Raw genomic sequence first — 18,870 nt, 5'->3', positions numbered from 1 at the left:
GAGATTAAGCGGCCAACCCATGCCGGGTTGGGCATGTGGTTTTAGAGGGCTGAGGCATGTCGAGAGTCTGTCAAGTTACCGGTAAGGGTCCGGTAACCGGGAACAATATTTCCCACGCAAACAACAAAACCCGTCGTCGTTTCCTGCCGAACCTGCAGCATCATCGCTTCTGGGTCGAGTCCGAGAAGCGTTTCGTGCGTCTGCGCGTATCTGCCAAAGGCATGCGCATCATCGACAAGCGCGGCATCGATGCCGTTCTGGTTGACATTCGCCGTAACGGCGCCAAGGTCTAAGGGAGAGAATCATGCGTGAATTGATCCGTCTGGTGTCGACCGCTAATACCGGCCACTTCTACACCACCGACAAGAACAAGCGCACCACTCCGGACAAAATCGAAATCAAAAAATTCGATCCGGTTGTTCGCAAGCACGTGATCTACAAGGAAGCCAAGATCAAGTAATTGATCCGGCTGACGAAAAAAGGGCCCGTATCTCACGATACGGGCCCTTTTTTTTGCGCTGTGAATGCTGCCTGTGGGAGCGGGCTTGCCCCGCGATTGCGATGTAACTGACACACTGCAATCGCGGGGCAGGCCCGCTCCCACAAAGCCTGCTGTTACTTCTGTTCGAACATCACGTAGATCTTGCGGCACGGCTCCAGCACTTCCCAGGTGCCTTTGAAGCCCGCCGGAATCACGAAGCGATCACCGGCGCGCAAGGTTTTCGCGCCGCCGTCTGCATCGCGCAGCACCGACACGCCCTGAACGATCTCGCAGTACTCGTGTTCAGTGTAATTGACGGTCCATTGCCCGACTTCACCTTCCCAGACACCCGCATGAAACTGCGAGCAGGGGCTGGAGTAGTGGTTGTACACCGCTTGCTCAGGGTCGCCCTTGAGCACTTTTTCGGCGGCCGGGCGGTAGCGTTCAGCCTCGGTGAGCACCTGGGCGAAGTCGACGATCTGATCAATGCGCATGGCTTTTTCTCTTGTTTGTTTAATAAAATGAACATCAGTAGGCTTTTGATGCAATTATGTCAAATATATTGATAATTGGGTCGCCAGTGGTTTAGGGTGGCGGATGCCTGTGCGCGTAGTTCGCCCAGCCAGAATTTTTGACAGTGCCCGTGACCCCTCGGGCGGCACTGCACCTTAACAAGAGGAGGAGTTTCGTATGACCACCCTGACTCGTGCGGATTGGGAACAGCGTGCCCAGCAGCTGAAAATTGAAGGCCGCGCTTTCATCAACGGTGAATACACCGCCGCCGTTTCCGGCGCGACGTTCGAATGCCTCAGCCCGGTCGATGGCCGTCTGCTGGCGCAGGTTGCCAGCTGTGATCTGGCCGATGCCGAGCGTGCCGTAGAAAATGCCCGTGCCACCTTCGCTTCCGGCGTCTGGTCGCGTCTGGCGCCAACCAAGCGTAAAGCCACCATGATCCGCTTTGCCGCCCTGCTCAAGGCTAATGTCGAAGAGCTGGCGCTGCTGGAAACCCTGGACATGGGTAAGCCGATCAACGACTCGCTGAACATCGACGTGCCAGGTGCCGCCCAGGCCCTGAGCTGGAACGGTGAAGCGATCGACAAGATCTACGATGAAGTCGCTGCTACCCCTCACGACCAGCTAGGCCTGGTAACCCGTGAGCCAGTGGGTGTGGTTGCCGCTATCGTGCCGTGGAACTTCCCGCTGCTGATGGCCTGCTGGAAGCTCGGCCCGGCGCTGGCCACCGGTAACTCGGTGGTGCTCAAGCCTTCGGAAAAATCGCCACTGACCGCTATTCGCATTGCCCAGCTGGCAATCGAAGCCGGTATCCCGGCAGGCGTCCTCAACGTGCTGCCAGGCTATGGCCACACCGTTGGCAAGGCGCTGGCCCTGCACATGGACGTCGACACCCTGGTGTTCACCGGTTCGACCAAAATTGCCAAGCAACTGATGATCTACGCTGGCGAATCGAACATGAAGCGCGTCTGGCTGGAAGCCGGTGGCAAGAGCCCGAACATCGTTTTCGCCGACGCTCCGGACCTCAACGCCGCTGCCGAAGCTGCCGCCAGTGCCATCGCCTTCAACCAGGGCGAAGTCTGCACCGCCGGTTCGCGTCTGCTGGTCGAGCGTTCGATCAAAGACAAATTCCTGCCGCTGGTGGTTGAAGCCCTCAAAGCCTGGAAGCCGGGCAACCCGCTGGACCCAGCCACCACCGTTGGTGCCCTGGTCGATACCCAGCAGATGAACACCGTGCTGTCGTACATCGAAGCCGGTCACAGCGATGGCGCCAAGCTGCTGGTGGGTGGCAAGCGCATCCTTGAGGAAACCGGTGGCACCTACGTTGAGCCAACGATTTTCGACGGCGTCAGCAATGCCATGCGCATCGCCCAGGAAGAAATCTTCGGCCCAGTGCTGTCGGTGCTGACCTTCGACACCGTCGAAGAAGCCATCAACATCGCCAACGACACCCCGTACGGCCTCGCCGCCGGTGTGTGGACTGCCGATATCTCCAAGGCTCACCTGACCGCCAAGGCGCTGCGTGCCGGTAGCGTGTGGGTCAACCAGTACGACGGTGGCGACATGACCGCGCCGTTTGGTGGCTTCAAGCAATCGGGCAACGGGCGTGACAAGTCCCTGCACGCGCTGGACAAGTACACCGAGCTGAAGGCGACCTGGATCAAGCTGTAACGTTAACAGCGCGATCCATCCGCAGCCGGACCTTGCACCACGCAGGTCCGGCTGTGTTGTTTCTGCACAACAGAGCCAGCCTGGGAGGCTGCAATGCGTTGGGGAACCTATTTCGCCGTGCTGACGGCGGTGCTCAGTGTCGGCCTGGCACTGGGTGTGAGTATGCCGCTGGTGTCATTGCGGCTGGAGGGCTGGGGCTATGGCAGCTTTGCCATTGGCGTGATGGCGGCGATGCCGGCCATCGGTGTCCTGCTCGGCGCCAGCCTCTCCAGTCGGCTCGCGGCTCGCTTTGGCACGCCGGGGACCATGCAGCTGTGCCTGTGGGCGGGCGCGTTGTCCATTGGTTTGCTGGCGCTGATGCCCAGTTATCCGGTGTGGATAGTGCTGCGCCTGCTGATCGGCATGATCCTGACCATTGTATTTATCCTCGGCGAAAGCTGGATCAACCAGCTGGTGGTCGAGCAATGGCGTGGGCGTCTGGTGGCCCTGTATGGCTGCAGCTATGCCTTGAGCCAACTGGCCGGGCCGCTGTTGCTCGGTGTACTGGGCTCGGAAGATGATCTGGGCTTCTGGCTCGGTGCTGGTTTGCTGTTGCTGGGGCCATTGGTGCTATTGGGGCGGGGTGGTGCGCCGAGTGCAGAGTCGTGCAGCGTGACCCTGTTCGACCTGGTGGGCTTTTGCCGGCGCATGCCGGTGATTGCCTGGGCGATTGCCCTGTTCGCCGCTTTTGAGGCGATGATTCTGACCTTGCTGCCGGTGTATTGCTTGCAGCAAGGCTTCACCACCGAGGTTGCGCTGTTCATGGTCAGTACCGTGGTGGTGGGCGATGCGCTGCTGCAGTTGCCGCTGGGCGCGCTGGCCGACCGCATGTCGCGCCGCAGCCTGTTCAGCGGATGTGCGCTGACCTTGCTGGTGTCGAGCCTGGCGATCCCGTTGGCGTTGCACACGTGGCTGATCTGGCCGCTGTGGGTGTTGTTCGGCGCCAGCGCTGGGGGCTTGTTCACCTTGTCGCTGATTCTGATCGGCGAGCGTTACCGGGATGATGCGCTGGTACGGGCCAACGCACATGTTGCGCAACTCTGGGGTATTGGCTGTCTGCTCGGGCCGTTGATTGCCGGTGCCGGTGGCCAATGGATCAGCGGGCATGCCTTACCATTGTTGATGGCCGCTGGTGCTGCTGGCCTGGTGCTGCTTTCGCGACGCGCCAACGCCTTTGAGCCTGCGCCGGTCTAAAGCATCCGTTCCAGGCCGACGGCCTTGCTGATCCAGGCGTTGAAGCGTCGCCACAGGCCACCGGGTTCGGTGGTCAGGGTGTGCAGGTGATGATTGTCTTCCGTTACCCACACCAGCTTGCCGTCGACCAGCTGCGGCTGGTAGCTCAGCGCCGGGGCCATGCCTTGTACCGCCAGGTCGCGGGTGTATTCAGCCAGTTCAGGGCTGTCGACCAGCACCCCGACTTCGGTATTCCACAGCACCGAGCGCGGGTCGAAGTTGAACGAGCCAATGAAGGTTTTACGCCGATCGAAGATGATCGCCTTGCTGTGCAAGCTTGAATCCGAGCTGCCGTAGAAGTGCAGGGCACGCTTTGAGCCGGGGTCGCCCGGTTGTCGGCGCAACTCGTACAATTGCACGCCATGTTCGAGCAAGGCCCTGCGGTAAGGTGCATAGCCGCCATGCACTGCGGGCACGTCGGTGGCCTCAAGGGAGTTGGTCAGTAGCTTGACCGAGACACCGGCATCGGCGCGGCTGGTCAGGTACAGCAGGCCGGGCTCGCCCGGTACGAAGTAGGCCGAGATCAAGATCAGCTCATGCTCGACGCCGTTCATCTCTGGTGCCAGCTGGTGGGTCATCAGCAATTGCTGATCCGGCTCATCGCTGGCCAGCACCTTGCTGGGTGCATCCCAAAGTGCCTGGTTGTGGGCCCAGATCAGTTCATTGCGCCAGATCCCCAGGCGCGGGCGGGTTTTGTACGACATCAGCCGGTCATACAGGGCTTTGTGCTCAACCTCGGCCTCGGCCAGCGAAACTTCCAGGCGTTGGCGGCTGGCGCGCAAGTCGTCGGCGTCCGGCTTGCGCAGAATAAAGTCTTCAATCGGCTTGCTCAGCGCGCTGTTCCAGTACTGATCGAAGCTGTGTCCCAGCTGTTCGGCGACCGGGCCGACGCCCAGCAGGTCGATGTCGGTGAAGTTAAGGTTGGGCTCGGCATCGAAATATTCGTCGCCCAGATTGCGCCCGCCGACGATGGCCATGCTGTTGTCCACCAGCCACAGCTTGTTGTGCATGCGCCGGTGTTGCAGGTTGAGGTTGAACAGGCGGCCCACCGCCCGCGTTACCCCGGTGCTGCGCCCCAGGTGCAGGGGGTTGAACACGCGAATATGGATGTTCGGGTGCGCATTGAGGGTGGCCATCTTGTCTTCGATGCTATCGCTGGTGGTGTCATCGAGCAGGATGCGGATGCGCACGCCGCGGTCGGCGGCTTGTAGCAGTTCATGCACCAGGGCACGTGTGCTCAGGCCGTCGTGGACGATGTAGTACTGCAGATCGATGCTCGACTGAGCGTTGCGGATCAGCTCGGCACGGGCGCGAAATGCTTCATTGCTGTTGGGCAGCAGGCGAAACCCCGAGCGCCCGTCGTAGGCGGAAGCCTGGCGTTGTACCGAACGGCCAAAGGCTGAATCGCTGGCCGGTAGCGCCTGGGTGACCTCCCGAGGCTGGCTGATGCTGGCGCATCCACCCAGACCGAGCATCAGCGACAGCAGCACTGGCAGCGCACACGGGCTTCTCAAACGGTGGTTTCCTTCTCGACGCAGGCTTACGGATAGGGGCCGCGAACGGCGGCGGAACGTTACCCGTCACGCTCGGCTTCGGCCAGTAGACGAATGGCGGTTTCACCCACCTTGCGTACCGCTGCTTCGATCTCGGCAGTGGGGCGGACGGCGAAATTCATTCGTAGGCAATTACGGTATTTGCCCGAGGCAGAAAAAATACTGCCTACGGCAATCTGAACGCCTTGCCCAAGTAAAGCCCGGTTCAGCCGAAGGGTGTCGAAACTTTCCGGCAATTCTATCCACAGCATGAAACCACCCTGTGGCCTGCTGGCGCGAGTGCCCGGCGGAAAGTAGCGGGTGACCCAGTCGCTCATCTGGTCGCGGCCACGTTGATACTGGCTACGCATGCGGCGCATATGCGGCTGATAGTGGCCGCCCTCGATAAAGTCGGCGATGGCCAGTTGCGGTTGCGTCGCGGTGCAGCCGGTGCTGATGTATTTCATGTGCAGCACCCGCTCCAGATAGCGGCCGGGGGCGACCCAGCCGATCCGCAGGCCCGGTGCCAGGGTTTTGGAGAACGAGCTGCAAAGCAGGACACGGCCGTCTTCGTCGAACGACTTGATGGTGCGTGGGCGCGGGTAGGTGTAAGCCAGGTCGCCATACACGTCGTCTTCAAGGATTGCCACGTCGAAGCGTTGGGCCAGGTGCAACAAGGCCTTTTTGCGCGCCTCCGGCATGATGTAGCCCAGCGGGTTGTTGCAGCTTGGGGTGACCTGGATGAGCTTGATCGGCCACTGCTCCAGGGCCAGCTCCAGGGCTTCGAGGCTGATGCCGGTGATCGGGTCGGTGGGAATCTCCAGGGCTTTCATGCCCAGGCCCTTGAGGGTCTGCATGGCGCCGTGAAAGCTCGGCGACTCCACCGCAACGATGTCGCCGGGCTGGCACACCGCGCGGATACTGGCCGACAGCGCCTCGTGGCAGCCGGTGGTGACCACCAGATCAGCCGGGTCGAGGCTGCAGCCAGAGTCGAGCAGCAGGCGAGCGATCTGCTCGCGCAGGGCCAGGGTGCCGGAAATGGTGTCGTAGTAGAGCCCGGGCATGTCCTGGCGTCGGCTCAGCTGGGCGAGGCTGCGCAGCAGCGGCTTGAGGGTCGGGCTGTCGATGTCGGGCATGCCGCGGCCCAACTGCACCACATCCTTTCTTGGCACGCTACGGACCAGCTCGATGACCTGTTCCCATTGGGAAATTTCCACAGGCCGCTGCGCCGGTCGGCTGACAGCAGGCAGGGCCGGCAAGCTACGGTCGCTGGGTACGAAGTAGCCTGACTTGGGCCGTGGTGCGGCCAGGCCATTGTCTTCCAGCAGGCGATAGGCCTGCTGTACGGTACTCAGGCTGACGCCATGTTCCACGCTCAGCGCGCGTACCGACGGCAAGCGGTCGCCGGGGCGATACAGGCCTTGTTCGATGCGGGCGCTGAGCAGCTCGGCCAGGTTGACGTAGAGGGTCATGGCGTACTCCTGAAGCAGGCGTTGACTGGTGAGCAATACAGATGGCGAAAAAATACAGCATTCAGTGGGAAATTTGCCAATTCTGTATGGGAATAATAGCCGTGCTTTGGATCTGTAATGCTTTTCCTCAGACGCGCAAGCTTAGTCCACGGTACTACCAGCCGGAGGAGTCGAGTCATGAGCGGTATGAGCGATGTGCGTCTGAAATTGCACGCGGAGGAACTGAGCCGTGGGCGCGAATTGAAGTTGTTCGATGTTCCGCAAGGGTTCGGGCGCTGGAGGCTCATGCTGCACCGTTGGCACAGCCGTCGCATGCTGCTTGAGCTGACGCCCGAGCAACTGCGCGATATTGGCCTGACGGCAGAGCAGGCACGCCACGAAGGGCTCAAGCCCTTCTGGCGCAGTTGACCGGTGGGAACAACTGTCTTGCACCACCTGTAGGAGCGGGCTTGCCCCGCGATCGCGGTTTGTCTGACACACCACGATCGCGGGGCAAGTCGGGTCGCCGCACCGCCGCTCCTACAGGTTCATACCAGTTCTTTGAGGCGGTGCCAGAGCATGCCCAGGGCCAACAGCGGCGAGCGCAGGTGTTTGCCGCCAGGGAAGGTGATATGCGGCACTTTGGCGAACAGGTCGAAGCGCCCGCTGTGCTGACCGCTGATGGCCTCACCGAGCAGCTTGCCCGCCAGGTGGGTCGCGTTGAGCCCATGGCCGGAGTAAGCCTGGGCAAAGTAGACATTGGGCTGCGCGGCCAGGCGTCCAATTTGCGGCAGCCGATTGGCGCCGATGCCGATCATGCCGCCCCACTGGTAATCGATGCGCACGTTGGCCAGCTGCGGGAATACCTTGAGCATCTTCGGCCGCATGTACCCGGCAATATCCTGTGGATCGCGCCCGGAGTAATGGCAGGCACCGCCGAACAGCAGGCGGCGGTCGGCAGACAGGCGGTAGTAATCAAGGGCAACGCGTTGGTCGCAGACCGCCATGTTCTGCGGCAACAATTCGTGCGCCTGCGCTTCGCTCAAAGGTTCGGTGGCAATGATGTAGCTGCCCGCAGGCAGTACTTTGCCGCCCAGCTCACTGTTGAGGTTGTTCAAGTAGGCATTGCAGCCCAGCACCAGCGTGCTGGCTTTGACCGAGCCCTGCGCCGTGTGTACACGCACTTGCGCGCCATACTCGATACGGGTGACCGCAGATTGTTCGAACAGGCGCACGCCCAGCGCGCTGGCCACCGCAGCCTCGCCCAAGGCCAGGTTCAGCGGGTGCAGGTGCCCCGAGCCCATGTCGATCAGGCCGCCCACATAGCGGTCTGAACCGACCACCGTGCGAATCTGTTCGGGTTGCACCAGGCGCAGTTCGTGGCGGTAGCCCAGGCCGCGCAGTTCTTCGGCGTCTTCAGCGAAGCCTTGCAGGTCTTTGGCTTTGTTGGCCAGGTCGCAGTAGCCCCAGGTCAGGTCGCAACTAATGGCGTGGCGTTCGATGCGTTGGCGGACGATGTCCACCGCTTCCAGGCCCATCAGCTTCAAGGTGCGCACGCCGTCGCTGCCGAGCACCGAGGTGAACTGGTCCAGGCCGTGGCCAACGCCGCGAATCAGCTGGCCACCATTGCGCCCGCTGGCGCCCCAGCCAATTTTGCGGGCTTCGAGCAGCACCACATTGAAGCCGCGCTCGGCCAGTTCGATCGCTGTGTTCAGCCCGGAAAAGCCGCCGCCCACCACGCACACATCGCAGCTCAACTCGCCCTGCAACGGCGGATACTCCGGCTGAGGCAGGCTGCTGGCAGCATAGTAGGAAGCGACATGAGAAGCGGGTGATTGCACAGCGGCGCTCATGGGTGAGTCCTGATGTTAAGTGTTTGGAAAAATTGACGCAGGATAAGCTGCACTTTCGACGCTGGGCAACCATGGGGCAAAATAGCGTCTTCCCCTTTCTGCACCGCAGGCCGTTATGAGTTGCAACAGTCACAAGATCCGTTTCCTGCGCGATCAGATCCCGTCGTTCGAGTGCGTTCCCGGCTGTCACGATTGCTGTGGGCCGGTCACCACCTCTTCGCAGGAAATGGCCCGACTACCCCGCAAAAGTGCCGCCGAGCAGGACGCCGCCCTGGCCGAGCTGAACTGTGTGCACCTCGGGCCAGACGGCTGCACGGTGTACGAAGAGCGGCCGCTGATCTGTCGGCTGTTCGGTACCACGCCGCGCCTGCCGTGCCCGAATGGTCGCGGCCCGGCGCAAATGATCGATCCCCAGGCCGAGAAGCTGGTGCACCAGTACATCGCCAGCACCCGCCAGGTGCTGGTCTGAGCCTTACTCCGGAATCGGCAGGTTGAGGCTCTCTTTAACCTCTTCCATGACGATGTAGCTCTTCGACTCGCGCACGTGCGGCAACTTCAGCAGGATGTCGCCGAGCAGCTTGCGGTACGAGGCCATCTCGGAAATACGTGCCTTGACCAGATAGTCGAAGTCGCCGGAAACCAGGTGGCATTCCAGTACGTGGGGCAGCTTCAGCACCGCGCGGCGGAACTCTTCGAAGGTGTCTCCCGACTTGTAGTCCAGGCTGATCTCAACGAACACCAGCAGGCTGCCTTTCAGATGCTGTGGGTTGAGCCGGGCGTTGTAGCCCATGATGATCCCTTCGCGCTCAAGACGCCGGACCCGCTCGGTGCACGGCGTGGTCGACAAGCCGACTTTCTCGCCCAGTTCAGTAAACGAGATCCGCCCATCTGCCTGCAGGATCCGTAGGATGTTGCGGTCAATCTTATCCAGTTCACGCTTGCTTTGATGCTGGGTTCTCATAGTGGATGCCCCTCCGTAAAAGCGCAGTTTGCCGAGAATTCTCGCCAAATATAGGCTTTTATACAGTGAAATGCACTGGTCATACCTTCCTATACTGCGCCCATCTACGCCATTAACAACAAATGTCAGCGGTACGCTGCGTCGAGGGTAATAAACATGCGAGTTCTGGTACTTGGTAGCGGTGTGATCGGAACCGCCAGTGCCTACTATTTGGCACGGCAGGGTTTTGAAGTCGTCGTGGTCGACCGCCAACCGGCCGTGGCCATGGAAACCAGCTTTGCCAACGCCGGCCAGGTCTCGCCTGGTTACGCTTCGCCGTGGGCTGCGCCAGGTGTGCCGCTCAAGGCCATCAAGTGGTTGCTGGAGCGCCATGCGCCTCTGGCCATCAAGGCCACCGCTGATATCGATCAGTACCTGTGGATGGCGCAAATGCTGCGCAACTGCACCGCCAACCGTTACGCGGTGAACAAAGAGCGCATGGTGCGTCTGTCTGAGTACAGCCGCGACTGCCTCGACGAGCTGCGTGCCGAAACCGGTATTGCCTACGAAGGCCGCACCCTGGGTACCACGCAACTGTTCCGCACCCAGGCGCAACTGGATAACGCTGCCAAGGACATCGCCGTCCTCGAACAGTCTGGCGTGCCCTACGAATTGCTCGACCGCGAAGGCATCGCCCGCGTTGAGCCGGCACTGGCCAATGTCACCGATATTCTCGCCGGCGCCCTGCGTCTGCCAAACGACCAGACCGGCGACTGCCAGATGTTCACCACCCGCCTGGCGGAAATGGCAATCAAGCTCGGTGTCGAATTCCGCTTCGGTCAGGACATTCAGCGCCTGGACTACGCCGGTGACCGCATCAATGGCGTGTGGATCGATGGCAAGCTGGAAACCGCAGACCGTTATGTGCTGGCGCTGGGCAGCTACTCGCCACAACTGCTCAAGCCGTTGGGCATCAAAGCCCCGGTGTATCCGCTGAAGGGCTACTCGCTGACCGTGCCGATCACTGACCCGGCCATGGCTCCAACGTCGACCATTCTGGATGAAACTTACAAGGTCGCGATCACCCGTTTCGACAACCGCATCCGTGTTGGCGGTATGGCTGAAATCGCCGGTTTTGACCTGTCGCTGAACCCGCGTCGGCGTGAAACGCTGGAGATGATCGTCAACGATCTTTATCCTCGTGGCGGCGACCTGACCCAGGCCAGCTTCTGGACCGGTCTGCGTCCAACCACCCCGGACGGTACGCCGATCGTCGGTGCTACGCCGTTCCGTAACCTGTTCCTGAACACCGGTCACGGTACGCTGGGCTGGACCATGGCCTGCGGTTCCGGGCGTTTGCTGGCTGACCTGATCGCCCGCAAAAAGCCACAGATCAGTGCCGAAGGCCTGGATATCTCTCGTTACGGCAATCAGAAGGAGTCTGCAAAACATGTCAGTCCAGCGCCAGCTCACCAATGAGCGCATGAGCCAGATCGTCACCCACAACGGCACCGTCTACCTGGCGGGCCAAGTGGGCGACGACATGAATGCCGGGATTGAACAACAGACCCGTGAAACCCTGGCCAACATCGAACGCCTGCTGGACCTGGCGGGCACCGACAAGAGCCGTCTGCTCTCGGTGACCATCTACCTGAAGGACATCGATGCGCACTTCCAGGGCATGAACAGTGTCTGGGACAGCTGGCTGCCCAAAGGTGTCGCGCCTGCTCGCGCCACCGTTGAAGCCAAGCTGTGCGAGCCGGAAATCCTGGTAGAGCTGTCAGTGGTCGCTGCACTGCCGTAACCGTAATCCCTCACCCGGTGCCACTGGCGGCCTACACGCGGCCTTTGTGCACCGGGTTTTTTACTCTAACCAGACTGCCCAGAAGGCTGCCGTCATGCGTCCTGCCCGTGCCCTGATCGATCTACAAGCGCTGCGTCACAACTATCAACTTGCCCGCGAACTGACCGGTGCCAAAGCCCTGGCCGTGATCAAGGCCGATGCCTATGGTCATGGCGCGGTGCGCTGTGCACTGGCCCTGGAGCAGCAAGCCGACGGTTTTGCCGTAGCCTGTATCGAAGAGGCGTTGGAGTTGCGTGCAGCAGGGATCAAGGCACCGGTGCTGTTGCTCGAAGGCTTTTTCGAAGCCAGTGAGCTGGAACTGATCACCCAGCATGACCTGTGGTGTGTGGTGCATTCGCTGTGGCAGCTTGAAGCCATCGAGCAAGCTCACCTGAGCAAGCCGATCACCGTGTGGCTGAAACTCGACTCGGGCATGCACCGGGTTGGTTTGCATGCCAAGGACTATCAGGCGGCTTATCAGCGTCTGCTGGCCAGCGGCAAGGTCGCGCGCATTGTGCTGATGAGCCACTTTGCCCGCGCCGACGAACTCGACAGTGGTGCCAGCAATGAGCAGTTGGCAGTGTTCCAGGCCGCACGTCAGGGCCTGAGCGCCGAAGTCAGCCTGCGCAACTCGCCGGCCGTGCTCGGTTGGCCGAACATGCCCAGCGACTGGGTACGCCCAGGCCTGATGCTCTACGGCGCCACGCCGTTTGAAGTGCCGCAGGCCGAAGCTGCTCGCCTGCAACCGGTGATGACCGTGCAATCGCGGGTGATCAGCGTACGCGAGCTACCTGCCGGTGAGCCGGTGGGCTATGGCGCCAAGTTCATCAGCCCACGGCCGACTCGGGTTGGCGTGGTGGCCATGGGGTATGCCGACGGTTATCCACGTCAGGCGCCTAACGGCACACCAGTGCTGGTGGCGGGCAAGCGCACGCAATTAATCGGCCGGGTATCGATGGACATGCTGTGCATCGACCTCACCGATGTACCGGAAGCCGGCGTCGGCAGCCCGGTGGAGTTGTGGGGCAAAAACGTGCTGGCCAGCGAGCTGGCTATGCACGCAGGCAACATTCCCTACCAGATTTTCTGCAACCTCAAGCGCGTGCCGCTGGACTATATCGGCGATTGAGGCGCCAAAGCGGACAGGCTGCGGGTCGAAGTGTTGTAAATACTGAACGCTGTTGCGATGATATCGTTCAATTTCGACCCCACTCGTTCGTTTAGGAGGGCTCCAGCTTTGGACGTCGGTGAACGACTGCAAGCCATTCGCAAGCTCAAGGGCCTGTCCCAGCGTGAACTCGCCAAACGTGCGGGCGTCACTAACAGCACAATCTCGATGATCGAGAAGAACAGCGTCAGCCCTTCGATAAGCTCGTTGCGTAAAGTGCTGGGCGGTATTCCGATGTCCATGGTCGAGTTCTTCTCTGAAGAACTGCAGCCGGAAAACCCCACGCAGATCGTCTACAAGGCTCACGAGCTGATCGACATCTCCGACGGTGCGGTGACCATGAAGCTGGTCGGCAAGGCGCACCCGAGCCGGGCCATCGCTTTTCTCAATGAGGTCTACCCACCGGGCGCCGATACCGGTGAAGAGATGCTCACCCACGACGGTGAAGAAACCGGCATCCTCCTTGAAGGTCGCCTGGAACTGGTCGTCGGGCTGGAAACTTTTATCCTCGAAGCGGGCGACAGCTACTATTTTGAAAGTACCAAGCCGCACCGTTTCCGTAATCCGTACGATGAGCCGGCCCGGCTGATCAGTGCGGCGACCCCGGCGAACTTCTAAGGCACAGGCACGCGGCGGATTGTCGCGGCTAAGACCCTTTGGACACTAGGGTTGTTTCGGTATGGCAGGGTTCCCGTTATACTTGCGCCGCCTGCGAAACCGTGGCCGCGGGCGTGACTAGCCACCATGAGGGTGTACGCGTGAATCTAATCAAGAAAATGCTGGCCGTACCAGCTGCCGTATTGGCCCTTTGGGCAGTCAGCGCACAAGCTGCGACCAACGACGACATCGCCAAGCGACTGGAACCGGTTGGCCAGGTGTGTGTGCAGGGTCAGGAATGCAAGGGTATGGAAGTTGCCGTCTCCGCCGGTGGCGGTGGTGCCAAGACCCCGGACGAAATCATCGCCAAGCACTGCAATGCTTGCCACGGTAGCGGCCTGCTGGGCGCGCCGAAGATCGGCGACACTGCAGCCTGGAAAGAACGTGCCGACCACCAGGGTGGTCTGGACGGTATCCTGGCCAAGGCCATTACCGGCCTCAACGCCATGCCGCCGAAAGGCACCTGTGCCGATTGCTCGGATGACGACCTGATGGGCGCCATCAAGAAGATGTCTGGCCTGTAAGGCTCGCGCTTCTCCAACAAAGCCCGCCCTGTGCGGGCTTTGTTGTTTTAAGGTGGGAGCGGCGGTGCGGCGACCCGACTTGCCCCGCGATAGAGGTGTGTCAGGTATGCCGCTATCGCGGGGCAAGCCCGCTCCCACAGAAGGTGCATGAAAGCTACTCCAACCGGAGGTGCAGATGATGGATCGATGCTCGATCGAACAGGCCGTTGATGAGGTGCTGGCGCGGTTACCGGCACATATCCACATGGGGCTGCCGTTGGGGTTGGGTAAGCCCAATGCGTTTGTGAACGCGCTGTATGCACGCGTACGCCAGCTGCCAGAACGGCGCCTGACCCTCTATACCGCGCTGAGCCTTGGCCGCCCCGACCTCGGCGAAGGCCTGCAGCGACGCTTTCTGCAGCCGTTCCTTGAGCGTGTCTTCGCTGACTATGAAGAACTCGACTATCTGGCGGATCTGCGCAACGACTGCCTGCCCGACAATATCCGTGTCGAACAGTTCTTCATGCAGCCGGGCAGCCTGCTGCACAGTGCCACTGCCCAGCAGGACTATGTCAGCAGCAACTACAGCCACGCCGCCCGGGATATCAACAGCAAAGGCCTGAACCTGGTGGCGCAACTGGTGGCGCAAGACCCGCAGCGCCCGAACCATCTGAGTTTGAGCTGCAATCCAGACATCACCCTCGACCTGTTGCCGATGATCGAGCGCCGCCGCGCTGCTGGGGAAACCATCCTGCTGCTGGGCCAGGTACATGCTGAACTGCCCTACATGCCCGGCAGCGCCGAGTTGCCTCGCCAGGACTTCGACCTGTTGATCGATACCGTCGAGCAACGCCGCCTGTTCTCGACGCCGAACATGCCGGTGACCACCCAGGATCACTTCATTGGCCTGCACGCCAGCACCCTGGTGCGCGACGGCGGCACCTTGCAGATCGGCATTGGCGCCATGGGTGATGCCCTCACTGCAGCGCTGCTGGCCCGGCACTCTGACAACCCGGCGTATCAGGCACTGCTCGCAGATGTAGACCTGCAGCCCTGGCAGCAATTGATCGCCCACGAAGGCGGTACCGAGCCCTTTGTCCACGGGTTGTATGGCTGTAGCGAAATGCTCGTCAACGGCCTGCTGGCGTTGCTGGAGGCGGGCATCATCCGGCGCTCGGTCGAGGGTGGCGTGTTGGTGCACGGCGGCTTCTTCCTCGGCCCTCAGGCGTTTTACCAGCGCTTGCGCGACATGCCGCTGGAACGGCGCAAATGCATCGATATGCGCGCTATCAGCTACATCAACGAGCTGTACGGCGAAGAAGCGCTCAAGCGCTCGCAGCGCCGCGATGCGCGCTTTATCAACACTGCGTTCACGATGACCCTGATGGGCGCGGGTGTTGCCGACCAGTTGGCCAACGGGCAGGTGCTCAGTGGGGTTGGCGGCCAATACAACTTCGTGGCCCAGGGCCATGCCCTGGAAGGTGCGCGTTCGATTTTGCTGGTGCGTAGCTGGCGTGAATCGGGCGGCGAGGTCAGCTCCAATCTGGTGTGGAACTACGGGCACTGCACCATCCCCCGGCACCTTCGCGATGTCGTGGTCACCGAGTACGGCATTGCTGACCTGCGCGGGCAGACCGATGCCGAATGCATTCGGCGCTTGCTGGCCGTCAGCGACTCGCGCTTCCAGCCCGAGCTGATCGCCCAGGCGCAGCAGGCGGGCAAGTTACCCAGCGACTTTGCCCTGGAGCCACGCTTCACCGACAACACTCCGCAACGCTTGCAGCGTATACGCGATGCGCATGCAGGTTTGTTCCCGGAGTATCCGCTGGGCAGTGACTTTACTGACGAAGAGCGTGATTTGTTGCGGGCGTTGAACTGGCTCAAGAGCAAGTTCAAGTTGAGCGAGGTGCTGGAATTGGGCAAGGCGGCACTGGATGCTCCGGCACCCGAGGCTTATCCACAGCAGTTGATGCGGATGGGGTTGGCGCAGCCGCAGGGGCTGAAAGAGGAGCTGTATCAGCGGTTATTGCTGGCGGGGTTGCGAGCGACCGCTTGATCGCGGGGCAAGCCCGCTCCTACACAGTGTAGGAGCGGGCTTGCCCCGCGATAAATGTGCTTACTCGATGAAAGTAACCACACCACCTTCCAGCGACTTCACCCGAGCCAGCGATTCAACGCGGTAGCCCTGGCTGTCCAGCTCGGCACGGCCGCCCTGGAACGACTTCTCGATCACGATACCCAGACCGGCAACGGTAGCGCCGGCCTGCTTGATGATCGAGATCAGCGCCTGGGAGGCTTTGCCGTTGGCCAGGAAGTCGTCGATTACCAGCACGCGGTCGCTGCTGTTGAGGTGGCGCGGGGAAATCGCCACGGTGTTTTCGGTCTGTTTGGTGAAGGAGTACACCGAAGCGGTCAGCAGGTTCTCAGTCAGGGTCAGCGACTGGTGCTTGCGCGCGAAAATCACCGGTACACCGAGCTTCAGGCCAGTCATCACGGCCGGGGCAATGCCCGAGGCTTCGATGGTGACGATCTTGGTGACGCCGGAGTCGGCGAACAGACGGGCGAACTCGTCGCCAATCAGTTGCATCAGCGCAGGGTCGATCTGATGGTTGAGAAACGCATCGACTTTGAGAACCTGATCGGAAAGCACGATGCCTTCTTCGCGAATCTTCTGGTGCAGTGCTTCCACTGTGGTATTTCCTCGATGTAGCAAGAGTGGCCACGGCAGTACGCCGCAGCAAAGGTTGATTATCTAACGTTTAAGCATGGCGCGGATATCGGCCAGTGCATTATTGCCACGCGCCGCCTTCACTTCGACGGGCGCATCGTCCAGGCCTTCCCAGGCCAGGTCATCATCGGGCAGTTCGTCAAGGAAGCGGCTCGGCGCGCAATCGATGATCTCGCCGTACTGCTTGCGCTTGGCTGCATAGGTGAAGGCCAGGGTCTGGCGAGCGCGGGTAATACCCACGTAGGCCAGGCGCCGTTCTTCTTCGATGGTGTCGGCTTCGATGCTGGAACGGTGGGGAAGGATCTCTTCCTCCATGCCGATGATGAACACGTAGGGGAATTCCAGGCCCTTGGAGGCGTGCAGGGTCATCATCTGCACACCCTCGGCACCGTCTTCTTCCTCTTGCTGGCGCTCGAGCATGTCGCGCAGCACCAGCTTACCGATGGCTTCCTCGATGGTCATCTCACCGTCTTCGTCCTTCTCCAGCGTGTTTTTCAACGCCTCGATCAGGAACCAGACGTTGCTCATGCGAAAGTCCGCCGCCTTGTCGCTGGAGCTGTTGGTGCGAATCCAGTTCTCGTAGTCGATGTCCATGATCATGCTGCGCAGCGCAGCAATTGGATCTTCCAGGGCAACCTGCTCGCGGACCTTGTCCATCCAGCGCTTGAAGCGTTCAAGGCGGTCGGTGAAGCGGCTGTCCAGGTGCTCGCGCAGGCCCAGCTCTTCGCTGGCGGCGTACATCGAGATCTTGCGCTCGGTGGCGTAGTTGCCCAGCTTTTCCAGGGTGGTCGAGCCGATTTCCCGGCGTGGCACGTTGATCACCCGCAGGTAGGCGTTGTCGTCGTCCGGGTTCACCAGCAGGCGGAAGTAGGCCATCAGGTCTTTCACTTCCTGGCGGCCGAAGAAGCTGTTGCCGCCATTCATGCGGTACGGCACCTGGTGGTGCTGCAGCTTCAGCTCCATCAACTTGGCCTGGTAGTTGCCGCGGTAGAGGATCGCGAAATCGCTATAGGGGCGGTCGGTGCGCAGGTGCAGGCTGAGGATCTCCATCGCCACCCGCTCGCATTCGGCATCTTCATTCTTGCAACGGATCACACGGATCTCGTCGCCGTGGCCCATTTCACTCCACAGCTGTTTCTCGAAGGCATGCGGGTTGTTGGCGATCAGCACGTTGGCGCAGCGCAGGATACGGCTGGTGGAGCGGTAGTTCTGCTCGAGCATCACCACCTTCAGCGAGGGGTAATCGTCTTTGAGCAGCATCAGGTTTTCCGGCCGCGCGCCCCGCCAGGCGTAGATCGACTGGTCGTCGTCGCCCACCACGGTGAACTGATTGCGCGTGCCGATCAGCATCTTCACCAGCAGGTATTGGCTGGCGTTGGTGTCCTGGTATTCGTCTACCAGCAGGTAGCGCACACGGTTCTGCCACTTTTCGAGAATGTCGGCGTGTTCTTCGAAGAGTTTTACCGGCTGTAGGATCAGGTCGTCGAAGTCCACCGCATTGAACGCCCGCAGGGTGCGCTGGTAGTGCGAGTAAACGATCGCAGCCATCTGCTCCTTGGGGTTGCGGGCCTTCTCCAGCGCCTCGGGCGGCAGGATCAGGTCGTTCTTCCAGGCGCCGATCATGTTCTTGATCTCGTCGACGCCGTCGTCGCCCGAGTATTCCTTCTGCATGATGTCGGTCATCAGGGCTTTGACGTCGGTTTCGTCAAAGATCGAGAAGCCTGGTTTGTAGCCCAGCCGTGCATGCTCCTTGCGGATGATGTTCAGGCCCAGGTTGTGGAAGGTCGACACGGTCAGGCCGCGCCCTTCGCCTTTGCGCAGCAGGGTACCGACCCGTTCTTTCATCTCCCGCGCGGCCTTGTTGGTGAAGGTCATGGCCACGATGTACTGCGCACGGATGCCGCAGTTCTGGATCAAGTGCGCGATTTTGCGGGTAATCACGCTGGTCTTGCCGGAACCTGCACCGGCGAGCACCAAAAGAGGGCCGCCGACGTAATTCACGGCTTCTTGTTGCCGAGGGTTGAGTCGGGACATGACAAAAACCGGGGTCGCTAGAAAAATAGCCGCGCATTTTAGCAGGGGTAGAGAATTTCTGCCGCGACCGTCTGACAGTGTGACGTACCACTCGATCTAATATTTGCCGCTTTCGTTACTTTCCCGCAGGATGCGTGGCGAAACATGCGGGATGTCGGCAATGGAGTGGCTCGACTTTAAGTGAAAATCATTTTCATTAATGGTTTAGGATGAGCCTCTCGCTG

19 protein-coding genes are annotated in these 18,870 nt (G+C 60.9%); 12 read left to right on the top strand and 7 right to left on the bottom strand.

Annotated features, from left to right (window positions below; genetic code table 11):
- Window positions 1-56: 56 nt before the first annotated feature.
- Window positions 57-293, top strand: a complete 237-nt coding sequence (rpmB, locus tag ACP6KB_RS27030) for a 50S ribosomal protein L28 (RefSeq protein WP_010225868.1) — start codon at window positions 57-59, stop codon at window positions 291-293.
- Between the two features lie 11 nt (window positions 294-304).
- On the top strand, window positions 305-460 hold the full coding sequence (gene rpmG / locus ACP6KB_RS27025; protein ID WP_010225867.1) for a 50S ribosomal protein L33: 156 nt from the start codon (window positions 305-307) through the stop codon (window positions 458-460).
- A gap of 155 nt (window positions 461-615) precedes the next feature.
- On the opposite strand, the gene ACP6KB_RS27020 is transcribed toward rpmG, so the two are convergent.
- Window positions 616-975, bottom strand: a complete 360-nt coding sequence (locus ACP6KB_RS27020; RefSeq protein WP_442110796.1) for a cupin domain-containing protein — start codon at window positions 973-975, stop codon at window positions 616-618.
- 196 nt (window positions 976-1,171) lie between these two features.
- Here ACP6KB_RS27020 and ACP6KB_RS27015 point away from each other — a divergent pair, with 196 nt between their 5' ends.
- Complete coding sequence (locus tag ACP6KB_RS27015; RefSeq protein WP_442110794.1) at window positions 1,172-2,665, top strand: aldehyde dehydrogenase; 1,494 nt, start codon at window positions 1,172-1,174, stop codon at window positions 2,663-2,665.
- A 93-nt stretch (window positions 2,666-2,758) separates the two neighbouring features.
- Window positions 2,759-3,898, top strand: a complete 1,140-nt coding sequence (locus tag ACP6KB_RS27010) for an MFS transporter (protein ID WP_133213817.1) — start codon at window positions 2,759-2,761, stop codon at window positions 3,896-3,898.
- Here the strand turns inward: ACP6KB_RS27010 and ACP6KB_RS27005 are convergent.
- Window positions 3,895-5,451, bottom strand: coding sequence for a phospholipase D family protein (locus tag ACP6KB_RS27005; protein ID WP_442110791.1), 1,557 nt, complete (start codon window positions 5,449-5,451; stop codon window positions 3,895-3,897). The genes ACP6KB_RS27010 and ACP6KB_RS27005 overlap by 4 nt on opposite strands.
- 59 nt (window positions 5,452-5,510) lie before the next feature.
- Window positions 5,511-6,941, bottom strand: coding sequence for an aminotransferase-like domain-containing protein (locus tag ACP6KB_RS27000; RefSeq protein WP_442110789.1), 1,431 nt, complete (start codon window positions 6,939-6,941; stop codon window positions 5,511-5,513).
- A gap of 177 nt (window positions 6,942-7,118) precedes the next feature.
- On the opposite strand from ACP6KB_RS27000, the gene ACP6KB_RS26995 reads away from it, so the two are divergent.
- Window positions 7,119-7,349, top strand: a complete 231-nt coding sequence (locus ACP6KB_RS26995; RefSeq protein ID WP_442110787.1) for a DUF1127 domain-containing protein — start codon at window positions 7,119-7,121, stop codon at window positions 7,347-7,349.
- A gap of 119 nt (window positions 7,350-7,468) precedes the next feature.
- Here the strand turns inward: ACP6KB_RS26995 and ACP6KB_RS26990 are convergent, their stop codons facing one another.
- Window positions 7,469-8,773 (bottom strand): NAD(P)/FAD-dependent oxidoreductase, encoded by a 1,305-nt coding sequence (locus tag ACP6KB_RS26990; RefSeq protein ID WP_442110785.1) that lies wholly within the window; start codon window positions 8,771-8,773, stop codon window positions 7,469-7,471.
- 115 nt (window positions 8,774-8,888) lie between these two features.
- Between ACP6KB_RS26990 and ACP6KB_RS26985 the strand changes: the two genes are divergently transcribed.
- Complete coding sequence (locus tag ACP6KB_RS26985) at window positions 8,889-9,242, top strand: YkgJ family cysteine cluster protein (RefSeq protein WP_442110783.1); 354 nt, start codon at window positions 8,889-8,891, stop codon at window positions 9,240-9,242.
- 3 nt (window positions 9,243-9,245) lie between these two features.
- Here ACP6KB_RS26985 and ACP6KB_RS26980 read toward each other — a convergent pair whose 3' ends face one another.
- Window positions 9,246-9,734, bottom strand: coding sequence for an Lrp/AsnC ligand binding domain-containing protein (locus ACP6KB_RS26980; protein ID WP_431742253.1), 489 nt, complete (start codon window positions 9,732-9,734; stop codon window positions 9,246-9,248).
- A 156-nt stretch (window positions 9,735-9,890) separates the two neighbouring features.
- On the opposite strand from ACP6KB_RS26980, the gene dadA reads away from it, so the two are divergent.
- The 6 genes from dadA to ACP6KB_RS26950 all read left to right on the top strand — a co-directional run bounded on the left by dadA (window position 9,891) and on the right by ACP6KB_RS26950 (window position 15,940).
- Window positions 9,891-11,192 carry a D-amino acid dehydrogenase gene (gene dadA / locus ACP6KB_RS26975; RefSeq protein ID WP_442110781.1) on the top strand — a complete coding sequence of 434 codons (1,302 nt, stop codon included), beginning with the start codon at window positions 9,891-9,893 and terminating at the stop codon, window positions 11,190-11,192.
- Window positions 11,164-11,517, top strand: coding sequence for a RidA family protein (locus tag ACP6KB_RS26970; RefSeq protein WP_133213831.1), 354 nt, complete (start codon window positions 11,164-11,166; stop codon window positions 11,515-11,517). The genes dadA and ACP6KB_RS26970 overlap by 29 nt, the downstream gene beginning before the upstream one ends.
- A gap of 94 nt (window positions 11,518-11,611) precedes the next feature.
- Window positions 11,612-12,685: an alanine racemase gene (gene alr / locus ACP6KB_RS26965; RefSeq protein WP_442110779.1), complete on the top strand. Its 1,074-nt coding sequence runs from the start codon at window positions 11,612-11,614 to the stop codon at window positions 12,683-12,685.
- A 108-nt stretch (window positions 12,686-12,793) separates the two neighbouring features.
- Complete coding sequence (locus ACP6KB_RS26960; RefSeq protein WP_028942437.1) at window positions 12,794-13,342, top strand: cupin domain-containing protein; 549 nt, start codon at window positions 12,794-12,796, stop codon at window positions 13,340-13,342.
- A 140-nt stretch (window positions 13,343-13,482) separates the two neighbouring features.
- Complete coding sequence (locus tag ACP6KB_RS26955; protein WP_442110776.1) at window positions 13,483-13,905, top strand: c-type cytochrome; 423 nt, start codon at window positions 13,483-13,485, stop codon at window positions 13,903-13,905.
- Between the two features lie 178 nt (window positions 13,906-14,083).
- Window positions 14,084-15,940, top strand: coding sequence for an acetyl-CoA hydrolase/transferase C-terminal domain-containing protein (locus tag ACP6KB_RS26950; RefSeq protein WP_442114393.1), 1,857 nt, complete (start codon window positions 14,084-14,086; stop codon window positions 15,938-15,940).
- Window positions 15,941-16,000: 60 nt separating this feature from the next.
- Here ACP6KB_RS26950 and xpt read toward each other — a convergent pair whose 3' ends face one another.
- Complete coding sequence (xpt, locus tag ACP6KB_RS26945) at window positions 16,001-16,573, bottom strand: xanthine phosphoribosyltransferase (protein ID WP_028689919.1); 573 nt, start codon at window positions 16,571-16,573, stop codon at window positions 16,001-16,003.
- 63 nt (window positions 16,574-16,636) lie between these two features.
- On the bottom strand, window positions 16,637-18,646 hold the full coding sequence (gene rep / locus ACP6KB_RS26940) for a DNA helicase Rep (RefSeq protein ID WP_442110774.1): 2,010 nt from the start codon (window positions 18,644-18,646) through the stop codon (window positions 16,637-16,639).
- Window positions 18,647-18,870 lie beyond the last annotated feature (224 nt).

The sequence above is a fragment of the Pseudomonas sp. NUPR-001 genome (assembly GCF_052147955.1).
In the GTDB taxonomy this organism is placed as follows: Bacteria; Pseudomonadota; Gammaproteobacteria; order Pseudomonadales; family Pseudomonadaceae; genus Aquipseudomonas.
This window is presented reverse-complemented; position numbering and strand designations above follow the sequence as displayed.

Excerpts from the sequence above, each read along its gene's own strand:
- rep (WP_442110774.1), bottom strand. The coding sequence starts at position 18,646 with ATGTCCCGACTCAACCCTCGGCAACAAGAAGCCGTGAATTACGTCGGC.
- rpmG (WP_010225867.1), top strand. The coding sequence starts at position 305 with ATGCGTGAATTGATCCGTCTGGTGTCGACCGCTAATACCGGCCACTTC.
- ACP6KB_RS27000 (WP_442110789.1), bottom strand. The coding sequence starts at position 6,941 with ATGACCCTCTACGTCAACCTGGCCGAGCTGCTCAGCGCCCGCATCGAA.
- ACP6KB_RS27010 (WP_133213817.1), top strand. The coding sequence starts at position 2,759 with ATGCGTTGGGGAACCTATTTCGCCGTGCTGACGGCGGTGCTCAGTGTC.
- ACP6KB_RS26995 (WP_442110787.1), top strand. The coding sequence starts at position 7,119 with ATGAGCGGTATGAGCGATGTGCGTCTGAAATTGCACGCGGAGGAACTG.
- alr (WP_442110779.1), top strand. The coding sequence starts at position 11,612 with ATGCGTCCTGCCCGTGCCCTGATCGATCTACAAGCGCTGCGTCACAAC.
- ACP6KB_RS26985 (WP_442110783.1), top strand. The coding sequence starts at position 8,889 with ATGAGTTGCAACAGTCACAAGATCCGTTTCCTGCGCGATCAGATCCCG.
- ACP6KB_RS27015 (WP_442110794.1), top strand. The coding sequence starts at position 1,172 with ATGACCACCCTGACTCGTGCGGATTGGGAACAGCGTGCCCAGCAGCTG.
- ACP6KB_RS26990 (WP_442110785.1), bottom strand. The coding sequence starts at position 8,773 with ATGAGCGCCGCTGTGCAATCACCCGCTTCTCATGTCGCTTCCTACTAT.
- ACP6KB_RS27020 (WP_442110796.1), bottom strand. The coding sequence starts at position 975 with ATGCGCATTGATCAGATCGTCGACTTCGCCCAGGTGCTCACCGAGGCT.
- dadA (WP_442110781.1), top strand. The coding sequence starts at position 9,891 with ATGCGAGTTCTGGTACTTGGTAGCGGTGTGATCGGAACCGCCAGTGCC.
- ACP6KB_RS26980 (WP_431742253.1), bottom strand. The coding sequence starts at position 9,734 with ATGAGAACCCAGCATCAAAGCAAGCGTGAACTGGATAAGATTGACCGC.
- rpmB (WP_010225868.1), top strand. The coding sequence starts at position 57 with ATGTCGAGAGTCTGTCAAGTTACCGGTAAGGGTCCGGTAACCGGGAAC.
- ACP6KB_RS26950 (WP_442114393.1), top strand. The coding sequence starts at position 14,084 with ATGGATCGATGCTCGATCGAACAGGCCGTTGATGAGGTGCTGGCGCGG.
- ACP6KB_RS26970 (WP_133213831.1), top strand. The coding sequence starts at position 11,164 with ATGTCAGTCCAGCGCCAGCTCACCAATGAGCGCATGAGCCAGATCGTC.